Source organism: Desulfatiglans sp. (genome assembly GCA_012513605.1).
Lineage (GTDB): Bacteria > Desulfobacterota > DSM-4660 > Desulfatiglandales > HGW-15 > JAAZBV01.
The window spans coordinates 53122-76120 of the sequence record JAAZBV010000069.1 but is presented as its reverse complement, the minus strand read 5'-3'; the positions used below and the strand labels follow the sequence as shown (position 1 = coordinate 76120).

The 22999-nt window shown below is 43.2% G+C and carries 23 protein-coding genes; 17 read left to right on the top strand and 6 right to left on the bottom strand.

Going from position 1 to position 22999, the window contains the following annotated elements; genetic code table 11:
- Positions 1-4: 4 nt before the first annotated feature.
- The 5 genes from GX654_08905 to GX654_08885 are packed head-to-tail and all read right to left on the bottom strand — an operon-like array spanning position 5 to position 3990.
- Entirely contained in the window at positions 5-862 is an 858-nt protein-coding gene (locus GX654_08905) for a sugar kinase (protein NLD36975.1), read from the bottom strand.
- Entirely contained in the window at positions 850-1401 is a 552-nt protein-coding gene (locus tag GX654_08900; GenBank protein ID NLD36974.1) for a DUF3343 domain-containing protein, read from the bottom strand. The genes GX654_08905 and GX654_08900 overlap by 13 nt, the downstream gene beginning before the upstream one ends.
- Positions 1402-1403: 2 nt before the next feature.
- Complete coding sequence (locus GX654_08895) at positions 1404-1622, bottom strand: preprotein translocase subunit TatB (GenBank protein ID NLD36973.1); 219 nt, start codon at positions 1620-1622, stop codon at positions 1404-1406.
- A gap of 20 nt (positions 1623-1642) precedes the next feature.
- On the bottom strand, positions 1643-2731 hold the full coding sequence (locus GX654_08890) for a YedE-related selenium metabolism membrane protein (protein NLD36972.1): 1089 nt from the start codon (positions 2729-2731) through the stop codon (positions 1643-1645).
- A 41-nt stretch (positions 2732-2772) separates the two neighbouring features.
- Positions 2773-3990, bottom strand: coding sequence for an OprD family porin (locus GX654_08885; GenBank protein NLD36971.1), 1218 nt, complete (start codon positions 3988-3990; stop codon positions 2773-2775).
- Between the two features lie 294 nt (positions 3991-4284).
- On the opposite strand from GX654_08885, the gene GX654_08880 reads away from it, so the two are divergent.
- The 10 genes from GX654_08880 (at position 4285) to GX654_08835 (ending at position 12994) form a co-directional block, all read left to right on the top strand.
- Positions 4285-5439: a 2-hydroxyacyl-CoA dehydratase gene (locus GX654_08880; GenBank protein NLD36970.1), complete on the top strand. Its 1155-nt coding sequence runs from the start codon at positions 4285-4287 to the stop codon at positions 5437-5439.
- A gap of 7 nt (positions 5440-5446) precedes the next feature.
- Entirely contained in the window at positions 5447-6211 is a 765-nt protein-coding gene (locus GX654_08875) for an ABC transporter ATP-binding protein (protein ID NLD36969.1), read from the top strand.
- 98 nt (positions 6212-6309) lie between these two features.
- Positions 6310-7077 (top strand): ABC transporter permease, encoded by a 768-nt coding sequence (locus tag GX654_08870; protein ID NLD36968.1) that lies wholly within the window; start codon positions 6310-6312, stop codon positions 7075-7077.
- Between the two features lie 60 nt (positions 7078-7137).
- Entirely contained in the window at positions 7138-7704 is a 567-nt protein-coding gene (locus GX654_08865; GenBank protein ID NLD36967.1) for an ABC transporter substrate-binding protein, read from the top strand.
- A gap of 45 nt (positions 7705-7749) precedes the next feature.
- Positions 7750-8094, top strand: a complete 345-nt coding sequence (locus GX654_08860; GenBank protein NLD36966.1) for an ABC transporter substrate-binding protein — start codon at positions 7750-7752, stop codon at positions 8092-8094.
- A 27-nt stretch (positions 8095-8121) separates the two neighbouring features.
- Positions 8122-9564: a TonB-dependent receptor gene (locus GX654_08855; protein ID NLD36965.1), complete on the top strand. Its 1443-nt coding sequence runs from the start codon at positions 8122-8124 to the stop codon at positions 9562-9564.
- 48 nt (positions 9565-9612) lie between these two features.
- Positions 9613-10194: a TonB-dependent receptor gene (locus tag GX654_08850; GenBank protein NLD36964.1), complete on the top strand. Its 582-nt coding sequence runs from the start codon at positions 9613-9615 to the stop codon at positions 10192-10194.
- Positions 10195-10530: 336 nt separating this feature from the next.
- Entirely contained in the window at positions 10531-10674 is a 144-nt protein-coding gene (locus tag GX654_08845) for a hypothetical protein (protein ID NLD36963.1), read from the top strand.
- 126 nt (positions 10675-10800) lie between these two features.
- Positions 10801-12312: a HAMP domain-containing sensor histidine kinase gene (locus GX654_08840; protein ID NLD36962.1), complete on the top strand. Its 1512-nt coding sequence runs from the start codon at positions 10801-10803 to the stop codon at positions 12310-12312.
- Between the two features lie 31 nt (positions 12313-12343).
- Positions 12344-12994: a response regulator transcription factor gene (locus GX654_08835; protein ID NLD36961.1), complete on the top strand. Its 651-nt coding sequence runs from the start codon at positions 12344-12346 to the stop codon at positions 12992-12994.
- A gap of 322 nt (positions 12995-13316) precedes the next feature.
- Here GX654_08835 and GX654_08830 read toward each other — a convergent pair whose 3' ends face one another.
- Positions 13317-14162 carry an ABC transporter substrate-binding protein gene (locus GX654_08830; GenBank protein ID NLD36960.1) on the bottom strand — a complete coding sequence of 282 codons (846 nt, stop codon included), beginning with the start codon at positions 14160-14162 and terminating at the stop codon, positions 13317-13319.
- Positions 14163-14401: 239 nt separating this feature from the next.
- On the opposite strand from GX654_08830, the gene GX654_08825 reads away from it, so the two are divergent.
- The 7 genes from GX654_08825 (at position 14402) to GX654_08795 (ending at position 22999) form a co-directional block, all read left to right on the top strand.
- Positions 14402-16336 (top strand): TonB-dependent receptor, encoded by a 1935-nt coding sequence (locus tag GX654_08825; GenBank protein NLD36959.1) that lies wholly within the window; start codon positions 14402-14404, stop codon positions 16334-16336.
- A 243-nt stretch (positions 16337-16579) separates the two neighbouring features.
- Positions 16580-17884, top strand: a complete 1305-nt coding sequence (gptM, locus tag GX654_08820) for a putative geopeptide radical SAM maturase (GenBank protein NLD36958.1) — start codon at positions 16580-16582, stop codon at positions 17882-17884.
- Between the two features lie 297 nt (positions 17885-18181).
- Positions 18182-19831 (top strand): sulfatase-like hydrolase/transferase, encoded by a 1650-nt coding sequence (locus GX654_08815; GenBank protein NLD36957.1) that lies wholly within the window; start codon positions 18182-18184, stop codon positions 19829-19831.
- A gap of 106 nt (positions 19832-19937) precedes the next feature.
- The gene (gene mtnA / locus GX654_08810) at positions 19938-20975 is read left to right on the top strand and encodes an S-methyl-5-thioribose-1-phosphate isomerase (GenBank protein NLD36956.1); all 1038 of its coding nucleotides are present in this window, start codon (positions 19938-19940) and stop codon (positions 20973-20975) included.
- On the top strand, positions 20976-21239 hold the full coding sequence (locus GX654_08805; GenBank protein NLD36955.1) for a SemiSWEET transporter: 264 nt from the start codon (positions 20976-20978) through the stop codon (positions 21237-21239).
- 12 nt (positions 21240-21251) lie between these two features.
- The gene (locus GX654_08800) at positions 21252-21812 is read left to right on the top strand and encodes a hypothetical protein (protein ID NLD36954.1); all 561 of its coding nucleotides are present in this window, start codon (positions 21252-21254) and stop codon (positions 21810-21812) included.
- A 5-nt stretch (positions 21813-21817) separates the two neighbouring features.
- Entirely contained in the window at positions 21818-22999 is a 1182-nt protein-coding gene (locus GX654_08795; GenBank protein ID NLD36953.1) for an acyltransferase, read from the top strand.

Here is a 22999-nt window from a genome sequence, read left to right as displayed (position 1 = left end):
GCAATCACCTCTTTGCCAGTTCAAAAAGGGCTTCAGGGATCTTTTCTATGATATTCACGATCTGGGTCGAGGGATCAGTTTTTGCTAAATGACCTGCCAGCCTGTTAACCTTCGCAGCAAGGATTGCCGCATCAGGGATATCCATACCGGAATCTATGAGGGCGGAGACTATGCCCGTGAGTGTATCGCCTGTACCGCCTATGGCCTCCATCGCCTCCTCAGATGGGGCATCTATGGAGCCAATTATACCGCCTTTATCCGCCACATAATCCTTTTCTCCTTTAACAAGCAGGTACCTTGAGGCATTGTCATGCTCATAAGCCCTTTTTATCAGACCTGGTGCATTTTTATCATCATGGAGTATAAAGCCCCTGGTATAAAAGGGGTGGGGGGCTTCTTCATCTGCCAGAAATGCAAGCTCCCCGGCATCAGGTGTAAAAAGATCATATTCATCCGCCTGACCGCTCATTTTGGCCGCATACATAAAACCCGCATCCGCTATGAGTACTGGTTTCTTCTTCATCTCCTGGACCGCAAAGATAACTCTTGCATGCCAGTCAGCATCAGGCAAAAGATAATGAAAGGTGATAACATCAAAATCATGCTTTTTAACAGTCTCTGTGATAGTTTTATACAGCTTCCTGCTGCCATCTCCAAGGCCGATATCGCCGGCCAGCCATGCAAAGACCCTTCCTTTGCCCTTAACTTCGGCTGTTTTTAAGACCGCAGCTATAAGGGCAGGGGTGCCGCGGTTAATAGCTACCTTATGCCCCTGCACAGAGATGTGGTCGCCAATAAGTTCAGCCTCCCCAAAAACAAGGGGGAACTCCCTGTCAGGCACAGTACCGACTACAGCAAGCATCGCTTTTTAATCTCCTCGTAGGCAAGTTTGAGCGCATACCCGCAAAGCGTATGTCCCATATCCTCAGGGTCAGGTGCATCTTTAAGGTGCTTTCCCACCATCTCTTTTGCGAGATATGGCACATCAGGGCAGCCTCCCCCTGAGACATTGACTATAATAAGAGAATCTTTATCAATGGTGAGCTTCATATTGGCTGCCCTTACCATAAGATATCTGCCAAAATCCTTTGTATGATAAAGGTCAACAGGTTTGAGAAGAGGGCTTTTTACAGGCACAATATCTATGGGGGTAAGGCCTGCATCATTGAGGAGCCTCAATGCATTAAGCCCCTCCATAAGAGGGAATTCTATGACAAGGTCGCAACCCTTTCTGATTTCAGGGGGCGGACCCATAACCCTGATCCGCCACCCGTTTTGTTTCAGAATCTTTTCAGCGCGTATGACCTCACTGGTATTATCAAACAGAAAGAATCCGCTATCTTTACCGGAAGCAGGGTCTTTACCTGAAAATATCCTTTTAATGGAATCAAAAACAGTCAACTCTAATCTTTTGTTATCACTATCCTGTAGGCATCGTCTTCCTCTTTTATATCCTTTGCCTGCCAGCCCTTGCTGCCTGCGGCCCTGATAACATTCTCCTTTGCTGTGTCAGTATCAACCAGTATTTGCAGCTCGCCCTTATCCAGATTCTTTATGGTGTCAAGTGTCAAAATTACCGGCTGGGGGCAGCTCAGCCCTCTTGCATCAATAACTTTTTCCATAATGCCTCCCTCTTTTTTACCTATTTTGTCCTCATTGTAAAGCCAATAAACAGGCATACTAATAATCCAGTGATCACTGCTGCGGCGCCATATGTGCCGATGCCAGTAGCAGAGCTAGCCAGAGTGAAATTGTGGCTAAACGCCGCACCTGTGATCATACCCATTACAAAGACAGCCGCATCACCATCACCCTCACCGGACAGGAAAACCTGCCTGCCAGGGCAGCCGCCAGCAAGGGCAAATGCCAGCCCTGAGAGTGTCATGCCTGCAAAGTTCCAGAAATACATTGTGTGAGCTACAGGTTGTCCCTCAAACCCTGGCTTAAACTGGCCCACAATAAGGTTAATAATAAATGCGGCTACAAAGAGGGATATGACTCCCAGTAAAAGATGCACCTCTTTGAAAAGTATTAAATCCCTGAATGCCCCCATTGTGCAAAACCTGCTCCTCTGGGCAAGAAACCCGACCGCAAGGCCGATTATAAGAGCGATAAGAAGGGGTGCATGCATGGAGCCCGGCCCCTTTACGCTGTAAAAGAGCACCCCGCTTTTGGCCTCTCCCTCCACCTGAGGGAAGAGGAGCATGAGTACCAGAAAGCCAATCATAAGTATGGGCATAAGCAGACCAACTGATGTATGTGTCTTCTGGCTTTTGCCAAGGTTAAAACCCTTTTTGAGAAAAAGTGTGCCGATCCATATGCCCAATACAAGCCCGCATATGCCCAGGATAGCATTCCAGTCACCACCCGCAAGTCTCAGGATTGCCCTCCAGGGGCAGCCCAGGAAGACAAGCGCGCCTATCATGGCAAATGCCCCCAGGAAAAATCTTACAATAGGGGCAGAGCCTGCCCTTGCCTTGAATTCGCCAAAGGCAAGGGCAGCAATAAATGAACCTATAACAAACCCTATGATCTCAGGCCTCATGTACTGTACAACATCTGCCCTGTGAAGGCCGACAGCGCCGGCAATATCACGGTTAAAACAGGCAACGCATATACCCATGTTGCCGGGGTTTCCCCATTTTGTGAGGAGCGCCGCAAATACACCAATAAAGGCACCGACGCCAATGATCCCCCATCTTGTTGAAAAGAAATTTTTTAACTGTGTCATGATTATCCCTCTCCTGTTATAGGTTGATAACCTCTGTATTATTAGAACTTATAGCTCGCCCATACCCTGAAGGTATTCAGATCATCCGAGGGTGTGGCCCCCTTCCAGCCGCCTACACCATTATGATCCGAGTTTACAATGGCGGCAAACAGGGTGATATTTTCAAAGCCTGTATATTTTGCAGTGAGCTCTATTGATTTAGATTCATTGCCGGGGCTGGCTGATGATGAGTTTCCATGATCATAGTATCCGTATGAGAGGCTTAATGTAAGCTTTTCAACAGGGGTAATACCGGCTGTAAGTTTAATAGAATCAGTATCTGTTGCCCCTGCGATATCACCATCACCGCTGATTGTCTGGGTAAAGAGAGGTGTCTTGCAGCCGTTATCTGAAAATCTTGCTGCCATCATTGTACCCTTGCCAACGCTGGTGAATGCGCCTGAGAGGTCAAACATGCCTATCTTTGATGAAACTAAAAATCCAAAGGCATTTGTCTCATCAGAGCCGGGCGCATCAGGGTTAAAATAGAGATACTGACCCGCAATATTTACTGCCTTTATCTTACCTGCGGCCTCAAAATAGAGGGAGTCAATATCTGATGCACTCCTGATATGATAATAATAGCCGCTCAATGTGAGGCCCGGGATGGTCTTGTTTTCTGCGCCTATCATAAGGCTGCCATTATCACCTGCAAAGTCTTCAAATGAATCGCTCTTAATTTTCCTCTCTTTTGTAACATATGCGGCGGTTATTCTGGTGTCTTTAATGTCCTTGTTCTGAAACCACAGGGCCTCAAAGCTGTTAGGAAACACGGCCCAGTCATCACTGTTAATAAGGGGTGACTTTATATTCTGCCTGCCTGCCTTTACCGTGCTTTTCCCTTTATTATAGGAGATATATGCCTCCCCAAGCCATGCCACAGATTCGCTCGCGTCTATCCTGTGGGCGCTGTTGTTGGCTATATCGCCGTTTGCCCCAAGGTCATCAACCGCATAAAAATTGACAGCCGCAGCAAACCCGTACCATGGTGATGTTGTATAGCCAATATTAAGGCCTGCATCAAATATGCTGTTTTCCTTGTCAAAAAGGTCGTGGCCACCTGTTGATTTATCATTGGTCTGATACCATACCTTTAATTCGCCATTGGCCTTGCCATTTTTTATTGAATCCCGGAATGAACCTTCCGCATAAGCATTACAGCATACTGCTAATAATAGAAAAAATAGTAACCCTTTTACCAAACTTAAATATCTGATCATTTTTCCCCTCCAGCCTGATCAATTAAATATTTATTGTGATTTTTATGCAAATTAACAACAACTGAAAATGTGCATAAGATGCATATAGCCTTGAATTCCTGAAGTCAAACTGGTTTACACTATAATATATTCGATTATAATCGGATATTCCGATAATCATTTGAAAAAACGCTGAAAATGACAGTTATATGACCATTATAGGCATTTCCTAATATAAAGCTGCATTTAATAGGTTTTTCCAGTTTGACTTACAGAACAAGGCAACATAATGTCCCGCCGGAAAGGAGATAGTCTATGGAGCTGACTGTTAAAGAAAAGATTGAAGAGGTTAAGACCGATTTTGCCATGCAGCTTGAGATGACAAAGGATGAGGGTAAAAAGGTTGTGGGTTCCCTCTGTTCATATTTTCCCAGAGAGATTGTATGGGCAGCAGGGGCAATAACCGTTGGCTTATGCGGGACAACCGAAGGCCCCATAGAGGCAGCAGAACAGGTATTGCCTGCTGACCAATGCCCTATGGTAAAGGCAACCTTTGGTCGTGCCATTAATAACTCCTGCCCGATTTTTCCGCTTGCTGATTGCCTTGTTGGAGAAACCACCTGTGACGGCAGGAAAAAGATGTATGAGCTGCTTGGAAGATACAAGCCGATGCATATCATGGACCTTCCGCAAAAACCGGATGACCCGGAAGCAAAGGCACACTGGCGTGATGAGGTCAGGAAGATGAAGGAATTCATTGAATATCAGCTTGATACAAAGATAACAGATGATGCCCTCTCTGCGGCCATTGAACAGGGAAACCGGGAGCGTGAAGTTTTAAGAGAGATCCATGAATGCAGAAAAGCCTCGCCGCCTCCCATAATGGGGCTCGATCTTGTCTCTCTCTCAACAAAGATGAGCTACTCTGTTGACAGGGGATCATACCTGAAACAGATGGAGTCTGTTCTTAACGCACTTAAACAAAGGGTAGAGAACAAGGAATATGCCTGTGGAAAGGAGCGGCCAAGGATCCTCTGGACAGGCCTGGGTAACAGCCTTGGATGCGACAAGGTATTAAGGCTTGTGGAGGAGTTGGGGGGTGTTGTTGTGTGCCAGGAGGGTTGCGGCGGTTATACAAGGCTCATGGACCCTATAGATACCGATCAACACCCGCTTGATGCGATCGCAGACAGGTATTTAAGGGTAACCTGCTCATGCATGACCCCGAACAATCAGAGATTTGACGACATCGAATATCTTATAAAGGAATTCAACATAGATGGTGTAATTGACCTCACTTGGCAGTCATGCCACACATTCAATATAGAGTCATACCGTGTGGGTGAAATCGTAAAGGGAAAATACGGCCTTCCTTTCTTACATATTGTTACCGATTACTCCCAGTCTGATGTGGGGCAGTTGAGGCTTCGTATAGAGAGTTTTATTGAGCAGATAATGGCAGGGAGATAGTTTAGCGTTGATAGAAGCAAGAGGGGCATCAAAGGTATTCAATAAGAGAAAAAGGGTTGTTGCACTTGAAAACTTTGATCTTCATGTGGCTGACAATGAATTTGTATCCATTATCGGCCCGAGCGGGTGCGGAAAATCCACATTCCTTCTTCTTGTTGCAGGGCTTGAAAACCTCACATCCGGAAAAATCACATGCGATAGTGAAGCGGTAAAAGGGCCAGACCCCAAAAGGGCAATTGTCTTTCAGGAATATCTGCTGTTTCCGTGGCAGACAGTGCGAAAAAATATCGAATTCGGGCCAAAGGTAAATGGCGTTACAGCGGAAGAACGTAAAAAGATAAGCGATAAATATATAAGCCTTATAGGGCTTGAAGGCTTTGAAAACCAGTATCCCCATGAACTGAGCGGGGGGATGAAGCAGAGGGTAGCTATTGCAAGGGCGCTTGCAAACAGACCTGATGTGTTGCTCATGGATGAGCCCTTTGGCGCGCTTGATGCGCTGACAAGGGAGATGCTCCAGGCAGAGCTTTTACGTGTGTGGCAGACAACAGAATGCACAGTACTGTTTGTTACACACAGTATTTCAGAGGCGGTGTTTCTGTCAGACCGTGTAGTGATAATGAGCAACAGGCCAGGGAGGATAATATCTGATATCAGGATAGATCTACCCAGGCCAAGGTCAAGGGAGACTATTTTTCTGCCTGAGTTCAAAGAGTATGAAAAGGCGATGAGGAAAATTATCTGGAGCGAAGTGAATTTAGAAAACAGTTGATGGAGGCCTTATAAAAATCGGTTCAAGGTATACGGTTTTTGGTTTCAGGTTTTTTCACCTCAGACCGCATACCTCAAACCTTAGACCATTATTTTATTATGCGTAAATATTACATATTCATATCTCCCATTAGCCTGTTTGTGATCCTGGAGATCATAGGCAGGAGCGGATATATTGACCCCTTTTTTTTCCCGGCCCCGAGCATTATGCTTAAATCTTTATGGGGAATGATCATATCGGGAGAGATATTCCCCCACATCGGGATAAGCGTTCTCCGTGCAATCTCCGGGTACATTATAGCCGCGATTTTAGGGCTTGCCATCGGTCTTCTTGTGGCATGGTCAAGGGTATGTGAAGTGATCTTTGATCCCCTCATAGAGCTGATAAGACCAATATCAACATTTGCCCTTGTGCCCATCATGTTTGTCTGGTTCGGGATAGGAAACGGCTCAAAGACCGTAATCATTGTTAAGGCATGCTTTTTCCCGATTGTTCTCAATACTATAGCAGGCATTAGGGGTGTTGATTCAAGGCTTATACAGGCAGCCAGATCCCTTGGCGCAAAGGGGAGCCAGATATGGACAATGGTGCTCATACCATCAGCGCTTCCCATGATTATCACAGGAATGAGGGTATCAACGGCCATGTCCATGCTTGCAATAGTGGGCGTGGAGATGCTTGCAGCAGATTCGGGAATAGGTTTTCTTGTAATAGATGCACAGAGGGTTTTTGCAACAGACAGGATGTTTGCCGGGATCATAGTGATATCCCTTATGGGTGTCGGGCTGGACAGGGTAGCAAGATATTTTCAGAAAAAACTGCTCTCCTGGCATTCGGACTCATCCTTTGCGGAGACATCGGCATAAAAACAAGGTTTAAGGTTCAGGGTTCAAGGTGCAAGGTTCAAAGAGGATTAAGAAATGAAAATGCAAAAACTAACAAGATTAATAATTACGATTATTTCGGCAGCGCTGATTTTTTCATCAGGCATATCAATCGCCAGCGAGACCATGAAGATAACTTACAGCCGCGGAATTGATGACCTTCCACTCTATGTTGCGCTGGAAGAGGGGCTCTGGGAAAAGGAAGGCATCAAGGTGGAGCTCGTTAGACTTGTGGGTGAGCATAATATAATTGCAGCAGCCCTTCATGGTGATATTGATGCAGGCCATCTTGATCTTGGCGGGGCCTTTCATGCAGGGTTACAGAACATACCGGTCAAGGTAGTAGCATGGCTCGGGCATGCTCACAAGGGCACGAGGTGCGGCCTTCATGTTGATCAAAAAAGCAACATAAACAGCATTGCAGACCTTAAAGGGAAGAGGATTGCAGAGTCAGGCACGATTACAACGGCAATGATTCTTTCAGAGACATTGAAGACTGTCGGCATGGATAAGAACGATATCAAAGCGATCAAGGGTATCAAGCTTGATGATGCCATGAAACATGAGGCAGCATTAAGGTCTAAGGGGGTGGATGTAATAGTCGCCTGAGACCCCACAGCGACCATGCTGGAGATGCATGGTGCGAGTAGGTTGTTGACATCATTTAATGATGCAATACCGGGATATGTTTTCAGCGGCCTCTTTTTTACTGAAAAATACCTGAAGAAAAGCCCTGAAAAGGTGAGGGCCTTTTTAAAGGGTCTGATAAAGGCGTTTGAGTATATTCAGGCTAATGAGGAAAAGGCCAGAAAATGGCTGCCCAAATATACTGGTGTTGAGTTAGAGGTAGCAATGAAATCGGCTCTCAGGGAATACAGTAATGGCAGAGAGCCCGAGGAGAGCCTGTACAGGCAGCAGGCAATAATGATGAAGATAGGTTATTTACCGGAAAAGGTGCCGGTTGAAAAGATAACTGATTACAGTTTTTTACCTGAATAGGATTAAGAAGAAAGGAGATTTTTATTGATGTGCAGGATTAGAAAACCGGTCTTCTTTTTTTGTATTATGTTATCCCTGATATGCCCATTTACATATGGACAGTTCGACGATGATGAATGCAAAAAAAGAGGAGATTGCCCAAAAAAGGAAGATGAATTTGAACTGGACGAGGTAATTGTTACTGCCTTTCATGGAGGCGCAGTCAATATTACCCCTACAAAGACTATTATCGATATAGAGGCATTTGATAAGAGTGGCGCTGTTGAACGTGTTGAAGATATACTCACACATTTAACCGGTATTGATGTGCTTAGAGGCACATCAGGGGCAGACCCTCAGCAGCTTGTGATGATGAGGGGTTTTGATGACAGCCGGTTTACAATAGCAATTGATGGCAGGACTATTACCGGCCCGACAGCCGGGGCAGATACCTATGTGGACTGGTCAAGTCTGACCAGCGCCGACATAGATAAAATAGAGGTAATAAGGGGCGCCGCATCCGCACAGTATGAAAATTCACAGGGTGGCATCATCAATATTATTACCAGAAAGGGTAGCACCAGGGAGACCTTAAAACCCAAGATAACCTTTACCAATGATTACTCAAGGTATAACACCTTTACCTCAAGGGTAGCTGTTGATGGCGGGTTTAAGGACCTAACCTATTTTTTTAATTATGGATATAAAACCTCTGACGGGTTTCTTTTAAATAATGATTATGAGGGGTATGATTATTCTGCCAGGGTTTCATATCTTTTTCCGTTTGAAGGGTACCTTACCCTTGGGGTGAAGTATTCCCAGTTAAAGGCAGGATATGCGGTTGTGAACGATCCAAACAGCACTTATACGAATGCTTATAACCCGAACTATCCTATTGTGCCTCAGGATGCTGACACAATCAGAAGATACCGTGCAGTATCATTCCCCGGTGGAGACAACTATAAGGATAAAGATGCCCAGCACCTTGATCTATCCTTTGATCAGCCCTTTAACAGATCAAAACTGAAGGTCCAGATATATGAGTCATCTGGCGGTGAGGACAGTTATTACTACACTGTAAGCGCTGGCAGGCTCCAGCAGCTTTACAGCGGAGGGGATGCCAGAGCAGAAAAACAGATAGGGGGCAGGCTTCAGTGGCAGATGGATTACTGGGAAAACAACTCTCTTCTCTTAGGCTATGACCAGAGAAGGATGGAGGTAAAATCAACCCCTGATGTATGGCGCATGAATGCCCTGTATGCTGAGGACACCCTTGCTATTACCAACAGGCTAACCGCATTCCTGGGTCTCAGGTACGCACATGTAAGAGAGTTTACATATGCATATAGTGATGTAAGAGGAACACCTGCCTACAGACATAAGCTCTATACAAGGGTTTTACTGCCAAAGTCTACATTAACATACAAGTTTACAGATGACACCCAGGTATATGTGTCGGTTAACAGGGACTACCATGTCCCAGGGTGTTGAGACCGCCCTGCATGGGCCAGTTTAGGCTCAGAGGAACAGCCAGAGGGGATACAGGAAGAAACAAGCTGGCATTATGATCTTGGCATATTTCATCGACCCATGAGTAATGTGGATACGAAACTTGTGTTTTACTATATTGATATTGATAACTATATTGTCGGGAATTCAGGTGATGTTTTCCATAATGCAAGCGCCTATGGCTTTAATATTGATAACATGTCCTTTTATGGTACAGAGGTGGAATTTAATGCCAGCCTGTTTGATAACCTGACATTGTTTGGAAACTATACATACAGAAAAAGTGACTATGACCGCTCAAAACTGATTGCAGAGGCAATCCTTCTGAAGATTACACCTGAGCATAAGGCAAATCTGGGTATAAGGTACAGCCTGTTTAATAACACGCTTCTTACATCTGATATCAGGTATATAGGTGAAAGAAAGAGTGAAGGAAACGTTATGAATCTTGACTCTTTTATAACTGTTGATGTGGGATTACAGCATAGCTATACAAAAAATATAGTTTTGAGGGTGTACGCCACCAATATTCTTGATAAGAAATATCAGGAGGTCTATGGTTTTCCCATGCCTGGTGTAGGTTGTGGTGTGAATTTAAAGCTGGTTTTTTAGGCCATCTACCGCATTTCAGGGCTCCGGTAAATGTAGCAATTTATCGGAGGCCTGAAATCAAAAAAAACATCAACTCTTTAAAAAATAAAGCGGCTTGACATTAACCTTTCCTGGTGGTAAAAAACCAACCGCTTTGAAGGAAAGGTAATGTTTTTTTAATGAAGTCAGTTTGTAAAAAGTATTATGTGTTTTTTCGGAGGATCAAGACAGTGCTTAATGGCATTGTGCTTCCCGTGTCTTATCGGGAAGAGTAACTAAAAATAATTTAAGGGCTGTTCACTAATAAAATGAACAGCCCTTTTTTATTGCCTTTTATAAGGCGAAAGGAAAAGAAAAATGAATGCAAAGAGATGTAAACATGGGATGATAGAAGAACAGTGTGGCGTATGTAAAAAATGGGAGCAGAACTGCTGGGAAAAGAAGGAAGAAAAGGAGCCTGCTCATTACAATATGGAAAGCAAAAAGGACGCACAGTCTTAAGGCTACTGTTTTTTCTGCATTATCATAATATAAAAAGGGGAGCATTTGCTCCTCTTTTTTTATTTAATGAACTACAAATATATGATAATTAGACAATAATTTCTTTTCCAATTTCAAACGCTAAAAATGAAAATATATCTAATAAAAAGCATCAAAGAGCACTTCAGCATCAAACTGTTTGTCGTGTTCGGTTTAATAGCATTTATTATTTCCTGTTTTTTCACAGGCATCTTCCTTTTCCATCAAAGTAACCAGCTCAATGATGCCAACCTGAAAAAAGGGCTCTTTCAGGTAAAGGCGCTTGCCCATAATGCCAGGATTGGTGTTTTTGCAGAGAATAAAGAGCTGCTGGATGCCCCGGTTGAGGCTATCTCCCATGAGGATGAGGTATTGGAGATTTTGGTTTTTAACATAGATGGTAAGCTGTTAAAAGAATACAGAAAACAGGAAAGAGATACAGGCAATAGAGTTAAAAGACAGGGGGATATTATTGAAAAAGATGTATTAACAAAAATAAGGGATGCAATGGGACCTGTTTATTTTGAAGACAGGAATGGATTTGATTTTTGGGCCCCAATACTATCAACGTCAAGCTATGCCGTGCCTGCTTCTCATGGGTTAGAAGATATTCTAAAACCGGCAGATAATCGTTTAATAGGTTATGCAATGGTAAAGGTTGGTAAGGATATCTTAAACAGGCAGAGAAAAGAGCTGCTGATTACCAATTTAATACTATTGATAATATTTTTGACGGCCTCATTTTTCGCCTCATATTTTGTAGCAAAGGGCATGGCAAAACCCCTTAACCGGTTGATGGATGGTGCAAATGCCATAAGCAAAGGGCTGGCAGCTGAAAAAATCTCTGTAAAGACAAGGGATGAAGTGGGGTTACTCGCTGAGGCATTTAATAATATGGCAGATGCCCTTAGGATCAGAGAGAATGAGCTGATGGCTGTTAACCGGAAATTGATGGAACAGCATGAGCAGAGAAAGATATTATCAAAAAGACTTATTGACCTGCTGGAAAAGGATCGTGAACAGGTTGCCATGGAACTGCATGATCATGTTGGACAGGTACTGACCTCCTTAAAGATTAATCTTGAAATAATCCAGGGTCAGGTCGGCTCATACAACCCTGAGCTTGAGAATAAAATTATTGAAAGCAAAGATAGGGCAATTCAGGCTATCAGGGATATAAAAGATATTTCACGCGGGCTTAAACCCAGTGTACTTTCAACGCTTGGTCTGGTATCGTCTATTAAAGAGCTATTAAGTGATTTTGAAATGAGCACAGGCATGGATGTAAATTTCTTTACTCACAATATACCATCAATGCTTTCAAAGGAAAAGGAGCTTGCCATATACAGAATCACGCAGGAAGCCATGAACAACATAGTCAAACACACACACGCCACCACTGTTCATGTCAACCTTGTTATGAAAGACCATAAAATAGCTCTGAGCATTGAAGACAATGGGACCGGTTTTGACCCGGAAAAGATAATGGAAAACACGCACGGACAAAGCCCCTTTGGCCTCCTTATCATGCAGGAGAGGGCTGAGCAGCTCAATGGTGAATTCAGAATTGAATCGGAAACAGAAAAGGGCACCTATGTGTCAGTGGAAATTCCGGTTTAAAAAAATGGCTTAATTTACAAATTGTTTTACGATGGATAAACGAATGACTGAAACCACAATTGTACTTGCTGATGATCACAGGGTAGTAATTGAAGGCATTAAAAGCGCCTTACGCGAAATCTCCGAGTTTGAGGTCATAGGAGAGGCAACTGATGGATGGGAGGCATTAAAGATTGCTGATGCCCTGAGGCCGGACATAATGGTTCTGGATATCTCCATGCCAGGACTGAGCGGTATTGAGGTAGTAAGGAAACTCAAACAAACTACACCGGATATCAAGATAGTTATCTATACCATGCATTCATCAAGCGAATTTGTTATTGACCTCTTCAGTGCGGGAGTATCCGGTTATGTTCTCAAGGAAGACCCTGTATCAGACCTTATATTTTCCTTAAAGGCAGTAACAACCGGAGAGACATATATCAGCGCAATTGTATCTAACTTACTGCTTAAACATATGAAAGAGCCAATGGGGGACCCCTATAACAGCCTGAGTCTCCGTGAGCAGGAGGTTTTTAAGAATCTGGCCGAAGGAATGAGCATCAAGGAAATAGCCGACAAATTATTTATTAGCCCTAAAACTGTTGAATCCCACAAATACAATGTGATGGAAAAGCTGAGGGCAAACTCACTAACAGAACTGACAAAGATCGCCATTAAAAAAAATCTTATCAATTTTTAGTTTAATTAAGTTAAAATATATTTTCCCCAAAAAAAATCAGGAATTTCCTGATTCACATTTCTATTTTTTTTATATACTCTTGCACCCATCAAAATTTTTTAAGAGACGCAATAAGCCGTTAATGAATCTATTGTTTATTCCCTCCCGAACAACATTTAGATTAAAAACAGAGTTTATTGCGTCTCTTAAAAAACTCTCCAAGCAAAGCATGCATAGAATGATTAATGCCTGGGGTCGAATAGCTTTGGCATGGTCACACCTGTTATTACAAGATCAATTTTGCCGGGTTTTATAAAATGGGTGTTCACGGATATAACCCTTATTAGTCTTTCTTTTCGTGTAATTCCTCATACTGCTTCAGTTCTATGCCAATCTTTCCTGCTACCTTTTTGTTAAGGGTTATTACACCTTTTCTTGCGAATATAAGCCTGCTTTCTTTATGATTATCTCCAGCCAAAATTTTTTGTGCCAGCTCCCCTGCCTGAATGCCCATATCATAGGGGTCTACAGCGACTGACAATATTGCCCCCATCTCAAGGTATTTAGTTGAGAATGTGAGAAGAGGGATCTCTTTTTCAATTGAGGTAATCAGCAGGAGTTCCATTGACTCAGGTGTCAGCAGGGTAACATCCGGGAACATCCAGAATGCGTTTATGCTCTCAGCCATACCCTTTAGTGCATTAACAACATCACCCGCCTTTTCAGCCTTTTTAATGACAAGACTGACCTCTTTTTTTTCTGCTGCTCTAGCAGCCTCTTCTGCCAGTTCACCTGTGTTGTCAGGGTTGTATATCAGTCCTATATTTTTAAGTTTAGGGATTGCACCAATAAATGCCTCCAGCTGCTTCTCAGGGTGCACATTCATGTTTATTCCATAAAAATTTTGGCTATTATCAAGAATTTGATTTGGGGAGAGAACCATTATATATATGACCGGGATATCCCTGATATCTTTTACATTCATGAGGGCATCACGCCCGATGGCTAAAATCAGGGGGGGCTGTGTCCTTTCGATTTCATCCCTGATGTCAAAGGATTGTGTCTCTGTCAGGACAACCTGTTTTATCTTTTGATCCTGGGCGCTTATAAAACCATTAAGGGCCTCCTCATAAGGGGCAATCTTCACACTCTGAATGACAAGGATTTCACCCTCAGCGAAGGCTGGCATCGCTGAAAAGATAAATAAAAAAATTATAACTAAATATTTTTTCACGATTATCAAATTCAGAGTTATATTGCTCAAGCAAGAAATAGGCCAGTTATATATCTGTTATTTCTTAATAATAAAAATTATGTTATAGACAAATGATTATTGGTTAAGTAAAAATGCAATCTATATTGAAGTATATTACGTATATTAGACATTATCATAATTTTATTACAAGTAAAGGTATTATTTTAGGCAGTATGAAAACATTTCCGCGAAAAAAATATATTAAAGTATTTCTCTTCATCTCAATGATGTTATCTATTTCTATAAGCTGTTTCGGACAGTCTGAAGAAGAGATGCAGATGCTCAGGCTCTTCTATGAGGATAAAGACCTTGTTGTTTCAGCCACAAGGAACCCCAAGCCCGTGACCCAGATTGCTGAGAATGTCACGGTGATTACATCTGGTGATATAGAGGCCATGAATGCCCATTCAGTGGCAGAGGCACTGGACAGTGTGCCAGGCCTTTTTCTCGGCACTAACAGGGATTTCGGGGCATTTTCATTATTTAACATGCAGGGTTCTGAACCACGTCATACGCTTGTTCTTGTAGATGACATCCCCTGGAATCTTACCAGTGAGGGGTCTGCTGAAACGATTACAGTCCCTGTCGGCATCATTGAAAGGATAGAGATAATAAAGGGTCCTGCATCTTCTGCCTGGGGGTCATCCCTTGGCGGGGTAGTTAATATAATTACAAAATCCACAGGCACCTCCAGTAAACCGGGTGGTTCAATTTATGCCTCTTATGGAAAGAAAAACAGCCAGGATTACAGGGCAGACCTGCATGGAAAAATCGGAAAAGCAGGTTATTACCTCTATGGGGGCACCCAGGATTCTGATGGGCTCGTACAATCCAGATTTTCTGATAATAAACAATTCTATTCCAGGATAGAAATCCCTTTTTCAGAAGATATCAAAACGGGTTTGAGCATGGGATATAGTGATATCCAAAACAGCTTCGGGGATTACCTTGATTCAGATATCAATATCAGTGGAAGCCTTAAAACCTTTTATACCGCGCCCTTTCTCTCAGCCACTGTGGCAGAAGGTCTTGATATTAGTCTCTCTGCATATTATATCCGGCAGGAGACCACGCAAAGCAGCAAGAGCCTCGGTCTTGGCATTACAGGAGATCCGGGTGAATTGTACCTCGATACCAAAATAAAAGATGAATCCCTGGGGGCAAGATTTCAGGCAGTGTGGAAAAAAGAGATCAATTCCCTTGTATTCGGAATGGACATTGGGCAGGGAGAATATGATCAGACCCTTAATGCCGGCTCTCTGCTTCAGAGTATCGGGGTACCTGTAATCTCAGAGTTTTCACCCGATAATACAAAGTGGGCTGTCTACATAAACGATACCATCTCAAGGGGGAAATGGTCTGTAACACCAGGAATAAGATATGACCATGAAAGCATTACAGGATCATTTTTAAGCCCGAGCCTGGGATTGACCTATATGCTGTCAAAAGATACCATCTTAAGAGGCACTATTGCCAGGGGTTTTTCTGCCCCTGGTCTCTCATGGACATCAGGGGGAGGCATGTTTCTTGACCCAAACCCCTCTCTTAAACACGAAGAGGTATGGTCATACCAGGTTGGAGCAGAGTCTGCATTCTCTTTTATGTGGTTAAAAGCAAATATCTTTTTACATGATCTGAAAAATTCCCTTACAACCATACCTCTTGGTGGAGGGCCTCCTGCCTATAATGATATTATTATCAATAATGGAGAGGTAAAACGCAAGGGCATTGAAATAGAGACAGAGAGTGTGCCAATTTATAATTTTTCTTTTAAGGGTGGCCTGTCATATGTGGATATTAACCCTCCCCTCGCTACTGGCGCTTCTGAAATCTACAGCTTTGTGACTGGTATCAGATATCAAAATAAAACTATAAGCGGTCAGCTCATTGGCTATTATAACTGGCACGATCTGAATTACATACCCGGTAGTAGTTATGATGATTTCATATGGAATCTAAGCATCAGCAAGACAATAAGGATTTTCCAGGGGTATGATGTAGAATTTTTTGCTGTTGGTCACAACCTTTTTAATGGCTCTCAGTATCCATACATACAAAATATTAATCCAAAAAGGTGGTTTGAGTTTGGCTTAAAATACAAATTCTAGGTCTTTACCGATATGTATTAAGGTGCATGACATTATTAACCTAAATAATGGAGGTCTCGTATGGAAAGCCAGAAAAAAAATCCAGAAAACGAAGAGATCAGGGTGTTTGATAATGGGCAAAATATGGATGATCTGATCATCATGATTGCTTATTGTTGCAGTGCAATCTTGATTCCCATCAGGGTGTTTCCCTAATGGAAAGATAAGGGGGGCGAAGCCCTCCTTATCTTTCAGCTTATCAGCATGGAACTTTCCAGATATCTGAAATATTACCCTTCAAGCGAAAACCCAGGGAATTTTATCCTCTTTTCCACCTGGCGTCTTTCAAAGGTTGAGATATGGGCGGAGACCTTCAGGGCTATTGAAAGGGGTGTAATTTCCCCTGAAAATGAAAAGGTGCTCACCGGCCTGGGGATGCTTGTCCCGGACAGGGAAGAGGAAAAGGCATCTGTAATCTCTCTGCATGACCGGATTAACAAACACAGTCCTGGAATAAATATTATTGTGGTCATGAATCTTGACTGCAACTTTGCCTGTAAATACTGCTTTGAAGGGGGGTTAAAGGGTGACCTCTACATGTCTGGGGAGACAGCGGACAGGCTGATCGATTTTATTAAAGAAAGATTCACAGAGAATAAAAAAACCCTTCTGGTGGATTTCTATGGTGGCGAGCCCCTGCTGAGCAGTGACCTGATAAAGCATATTTCAAAAAAATTAAAGGCATTTACTGAAGAAAGAGGCGTATCATACAGCTTCAGCCTTGTAACTAATGGCGCCCTTCTTAATAGAAAAATAGCCATTGAACTCGCCGGGCTTGGCCTTAAAGGTGTAAAGATCACTATTGATGGGCCTGCCCATATCCATAATAAAAACCGGCCATTTAAATCAGGGGCCCCAAGTTTTGACTTGCTGATAAAAAATATCAAAGAGACGTGGGATATTGTAAAAATAAACCTTGGGGGCAATTTTGAAGCAGCTAATTACCGGGATTTCCCTTTGCTTCTTGATTACCTCGAAAAGGAGGGGCTCACCCCTGATAAGATTGGGGTAATCAAGTTTGATCCGGTAGCAAAACGACCGGAAAGGGTAATGAACCCGACAGATTACAGGGGCGGCTGCATTACCCTTGATGAACCATGGCTTCTTGAAGCAAATGATCTTTTGCGAGAAGATATCCTGAGACGAGGGTATAAGACCCTGAACATATCACATAAATTATGCATGATCGAATCACAAAATTCTTATGTGGTCAATTATGATGGCTCTTTATATAAATGCCCCGGTTTCATCGGGATAGAAGAATATAATATCGGGAATATAAAGGATGAAATTTTTAAATATAATGACACATACAACCTTGGAATATGGAAAAATGACAGATGCATAGATTGCGAATATCTCCCACTCTGTTATGGCGGATGCCGGTATATGACCTTTCTGCGTGATGATAATGTTAATGCCCTTGACTGCCAGAAGGAATACCTTGATGCCACACTTGAAACCATGATCAAGCAGGAAATAAAATATAGCCTCCGGGTGGGTAAGTAGATAAGGGGTTACTGCAACAGGTCAGATAAAACAGGAAAATAGAGGCTAATACCCATATAGTTAGCAAGGCTTTAGGCTATAGACTAAAGACTAAAGACTATAGCCTTTCCTGATATATTATCCTTGACGCATAAGAACGTAGTTCATATACTCAGTCACATAAAAAGTAATCGGTTCTTTTGGCTGACGATTTCTTTTTTGTTCGATAGTCTTTTGTTATCTCAAAACAGTTTTTAAGTGAAAGGAGCCTTGAAGCAAAAACGACAACGAAGTGGGGAGGAGAAGGAGAGTTTATCAATGAGTATTAGAGCTGTAAAAACATTTTTATGTGGATCTGTTCTGTTTGTTTTTTTTCTCACAGGGGCGTTCGCGTTAACGGCGAGCGGACTGGGAAAAAGAGTAGATGAAAAGACCAAACGACCGAACATCCTGCTTATCATCGGTGACGATATAGGCATAGATGCTACAACCAACATGTACCCTGGCCTTATTGACAGTCTTACCAAGCAATACGGTCCATCAGGGCATAATCACCCTGATTACAAAATGATCAATGGCAGGCCGGCATCTACCCCTTCGCTGGATTCCCTGGCAAAGGGAGGCATAAGATTCACCCATGCCTGGACACAACCATTTTGTTCGCCCACACGCACATCACTTCTTACAGGGCTTTTTTCCGCAAAGACAGGGGTTCTGGATTATACTAACTGGCTATCCCAGAATCATCATTCATTTGTAAAGGACCTTAAGGAAAAGGGCGGATACAGCACGGCCATATTCGGAAAATGGCATATAGCAGGTCTTGGTCAGTACCCCGGTATGAAGCCCAAAGAGGCGGGCTTTGATCTATTCAGGGGTAACCTTCATGGCGGCCTTGCAACATACTTTGAATATGATTACCAGATTCAGGACGATACCACGCCACCGGATCAGTGGCGCACAGAAAAGGCCCCTGTGAGATCACTTCCGGGCATAGCGCCAACCACCTATGCAGCGGTAGTAAAGACAGCGGATACCATCAACTGGATCACAGAGCAGGAAAAGAATAATCCTGACAAGCCCTGGTTTGTATGGTTTGCCTTCAACCTCTCGCATATTACAGGGAACCAGATGCCTAACCCGATGGTTATACCCAATGCCGACACCATGGATGAGCCATCACGCAAAGAGATGGAGGCATGCATGGGCCCTGACGGCCAATTCGGTTCCGCCAATGTGGGCTCATGCTCATCAGAGGCGCTTATGAGGGCCATGACAAACTCCATGGATACCATGATTGGTAGAGTAATTGAAACTGTTGAAAAACTCGACCCCAACACATATATTATCTACCTGGGTGATAATGGAACATGGATGTTTGGCGAAAAACGGGAGTTCATTGACAACCTGTACATTACCAGGAAAGAGCGCAGCAAGGGTACCACATATGAAAGCGGCGTGCGGGTATCAATGGCCATTAAAGGGCCGGGTATAAAGGCCAACAAGCAGAGTGACGAGTGGATACACAATGTGGACCTCTTCTCAACCATACTGGAGCTTGCAGGTCTTGAGGTGCCTAAAACAGTCCCAAACCGTACAGGTGACGGCATGGTTTCTTTAGATTCTGTCTCCCTTACTCCAATTCTTTTTAAAGGGGCGACAGGCTTAAGAGACCCCGATATGGGATACCTGTTAACAGAAACCGTTAACCCGATAAAAAATAATTTCAGGCATGTGGGTGCAAGAAACGCTACATACAAGGTTATCTGCGGCAATAACCCGGAAACAGGGAGCTGCACCTTCTATAACCTTATAGATGACCCTATTGAGGAATACCCCCTGCCTAAACCTGATAGCTGTGAGAATTATAAAAACAGGAAATGGAGCCCGGCAGACCCTGAGTGGAATTTCTGCCGCCTGCAGGAGGTTATTGCCACAGAATCTTTTATGGCTGAACCTAAAAAATAGAACTTAACGCTGATAAGGGGAGCAGAGGGCATATCCTGCCCCTGCTCCCCTTTCTGTTTAATCACTAATAATAAAATTTGATTAAAAAACCAGATAGGGAGTAAAAATGGAATTTATAAAACCTGTGGAATGGAAAGATAACACCCTGAATGTATTAAACCAGTTGAAACTCCCCGTGGTAACTGAATATAACCCTAAACGTACCATTGAGGAGGTGTTCCATGCCATAAGGGATATGGAACTGCGCGGGGCGCCTTTGATAGGTATAGCGGCAGGATTCGGTATGTACCTTGGTATAAAGGATATTGCTGACACAGATCATACAGCATTCATGGTAAAGATGAAACAAAACGGCGAGATGCTTGCAAAGGCACGGCCCACTGCCTCAAACCTGTTCGGGGCAATCAGACGCATGATAGAGAGGGTAGACGGTCTAAAAAATGAATCTGTTGAAACAAAAAAAAGGTTACTTGAGGCAGAGGCGATAAAAATACAAAAGGAAGAGGTTGAAATAAACCTGCGTATAGGTGAAAACCTGCTTACGCTTCTAAAAGACGGCATGACTATATTAACCCACTGCAATGCAGGCTGTCTCGCCACAACAGATTACGGTACTGCCACAGCACCAGTATATCTGGCAAAGGAGAGAGGGTGGAACATAAAGGTGTATGCGGATGAAACAAGGCCCTATCTCCAGGGTGCGCGCCTTACCGCGTATGAGCTTTCTATGGCAGGGATAGATGTCACACTTATATGCGACAACATGGCAGGCATGGTGATGTCACAGGGTAAGATTGATGCCGTGATAGTGGGCACAGACCGTGTTGCTGCAAACGGTGATATAGCAAACAAGATCGGCACCATGTCCGTGGCTATCCTTGCAAAACATTTTAATATACCTTTCTATGTTGCAGCCCCTTCAACAACAGTGGATATTAATACCCCAACAGGCAAGGATATCCCAATAGAGGAAAGAAATCCTGATGAAATCATAAACTGGTATGGGAGAAAAATCGCACCTGAAGGAATCAAGGTCTTTAACCCTGCCTTTGATGTAACACCCCATGACCTGATCACAGCCATTGTGACGGATAAGGGGATCATCTATCCGCCGTTTGAGGAGAATATAAAAAGGATGTTTTGAATGCTTGAATTTAATATGGTTACGTTGCTCGGCCTGTTTGCTGCCTTCTGCAAAACAATCTCTTTACTGCCACAGGCAATAAAGGTAATTACCCAAAAGCAGACAAGGGATATCTCTCTTAGCATGTATATTATTTTTACAACCGGGGTTCTGCTCTGGCTTATATACGGGGCTTTGACAAAAGATATGCCTGTAATGCTGGCCAATGCAGTTACCTTTGTATTAAATTTTACAATACTGGTGTTGAAGATTAAGTATAAGTAAAGGAAAGATAAGATGGAACTGGAATTTAAAGAGAGAACGGAATTTCGTAAATGGCTTAAGAAGAATGTAGAGACATCACCGGGTATCTGGATCAGGTTTATAAAAGACAAGAGTCAGTCTTCAATCACCGCAGATGAGGCCCTGAATGAAGTCCTCTGCTTTGGATGGATAGACGGGCAGATGAAGTCAGAAGGTGATAAAAGCTATATAAAATATTTTGCGCCACGGACAAAAAACAGCAAATGGTCTGAGAAAAATAAAAAGATTGTTGAAAAATTAAGAAAAGAAAAGATCATGACCGATTTTGGTGAACGTGAGATAAAAAAGGCTGTTGAAAATGGAGAGTGGGATAAAGAAAAAAACAGACCGGATATTAATAAGCTGATCCTTGATTTCAAAGAGATAATCAGGAATGACTTGAGCCTTGCAGAAGAATATGAGAAAAAGCCGATGTCTTTAAAAAAGCAATATGCGGGTTTCTACTTTGATGCAAAGACCGATGAAACCCGAAAAAAAAGACTGGATAAGATAACGACTGCGATAAAGGAAAACAAAAAGGGGATGCTGTTTTAAAACTTATGACAGACAATAAATCCAGATTCGATGACATCAGGCCATATATAGACAGTGAGGTCCCCGCTGTCATGAAACGCCTTGCGGGAAATGACCTACTTGTCTCCTCTTTCCGCATTATGAAATGGCCCTCATGCCCTGAACCTCTAAAAGGTATTGCAGACTGGGTGGTCAGGTTTTTACTGAAGAAAAAACTTTCACGGATCAGGAGTGTGACAAAATTTCAATCACAGATAATCGCTGATTTTTTATTAAAGAGGATCATAGAAAGATCATCTGACAGTGTTACCTACTCAGGCATAGAAAAACTGGACAAGGGTAAATCATATATCTTCATGACCAACCACAGGGATATAGTGATGGACCCTGCCCTTGTGAACTATGCCCTCTACCTGAACGGATTCAGCATCCCCTTCATTGCCTTTGGAGATAACCTGCTCCTAAACGATGCGGTTTCAGACCTTATCCGCATCAATAATGGAATAATCGTAAAAAGGGGGCTCGCCAGGAAGGAGCAGCTTGAGGCATCCATGCACCTTTCTGAATACCTTAATTACCTGCGAAATGAAGGTAACAATTTCTGGATCTCACAGAGGGAGGGCCGCGCCAAGGATGGGATCGATCAGACAAACCCTGCCATAATAAATATGTTCTATCTTTCTGAAAGGAAAAAGGAGGGCGGGTTTGCCGAATTTATCAGGCAGTGCAACATTGTCCCTGCGGCAATATCCTATGAGAAAGACCCCTGTGACAGGCTCAAGGCATGGGAGCTCTACAGGAAGAATAAAAATGGCGCACATATAAAAAGGAAGAACGAGGACCTGATCAGTATGCTGGCAGGGCTCTCCGGTGATAAAGGCAGGATACACATCAGTTTTGGCGCGCCCCTTACAGGGTATTATGAGGATAAGAACGCTCTAGCCACTGCCATCGATAAAGAGATACATACTTTATACAGATTCTGGCCCAGGAACTATATTGCCTATGACCACCTGTATAAAACAGAAAAGTATGCTGACAAATATACTGAACCAGAAAAAGCTGGGTTTCTTAATGCATACAATAACCTTAAGCCCGAGGTCAGGAACCTCCTGTTCACGATTTATGCCAATCCCATATGCAGTTTTGAATCGCATCAGATGACTGTCTCAAGAGATAAACCGCTAGCCAGCCAGCAGGGGGCATGA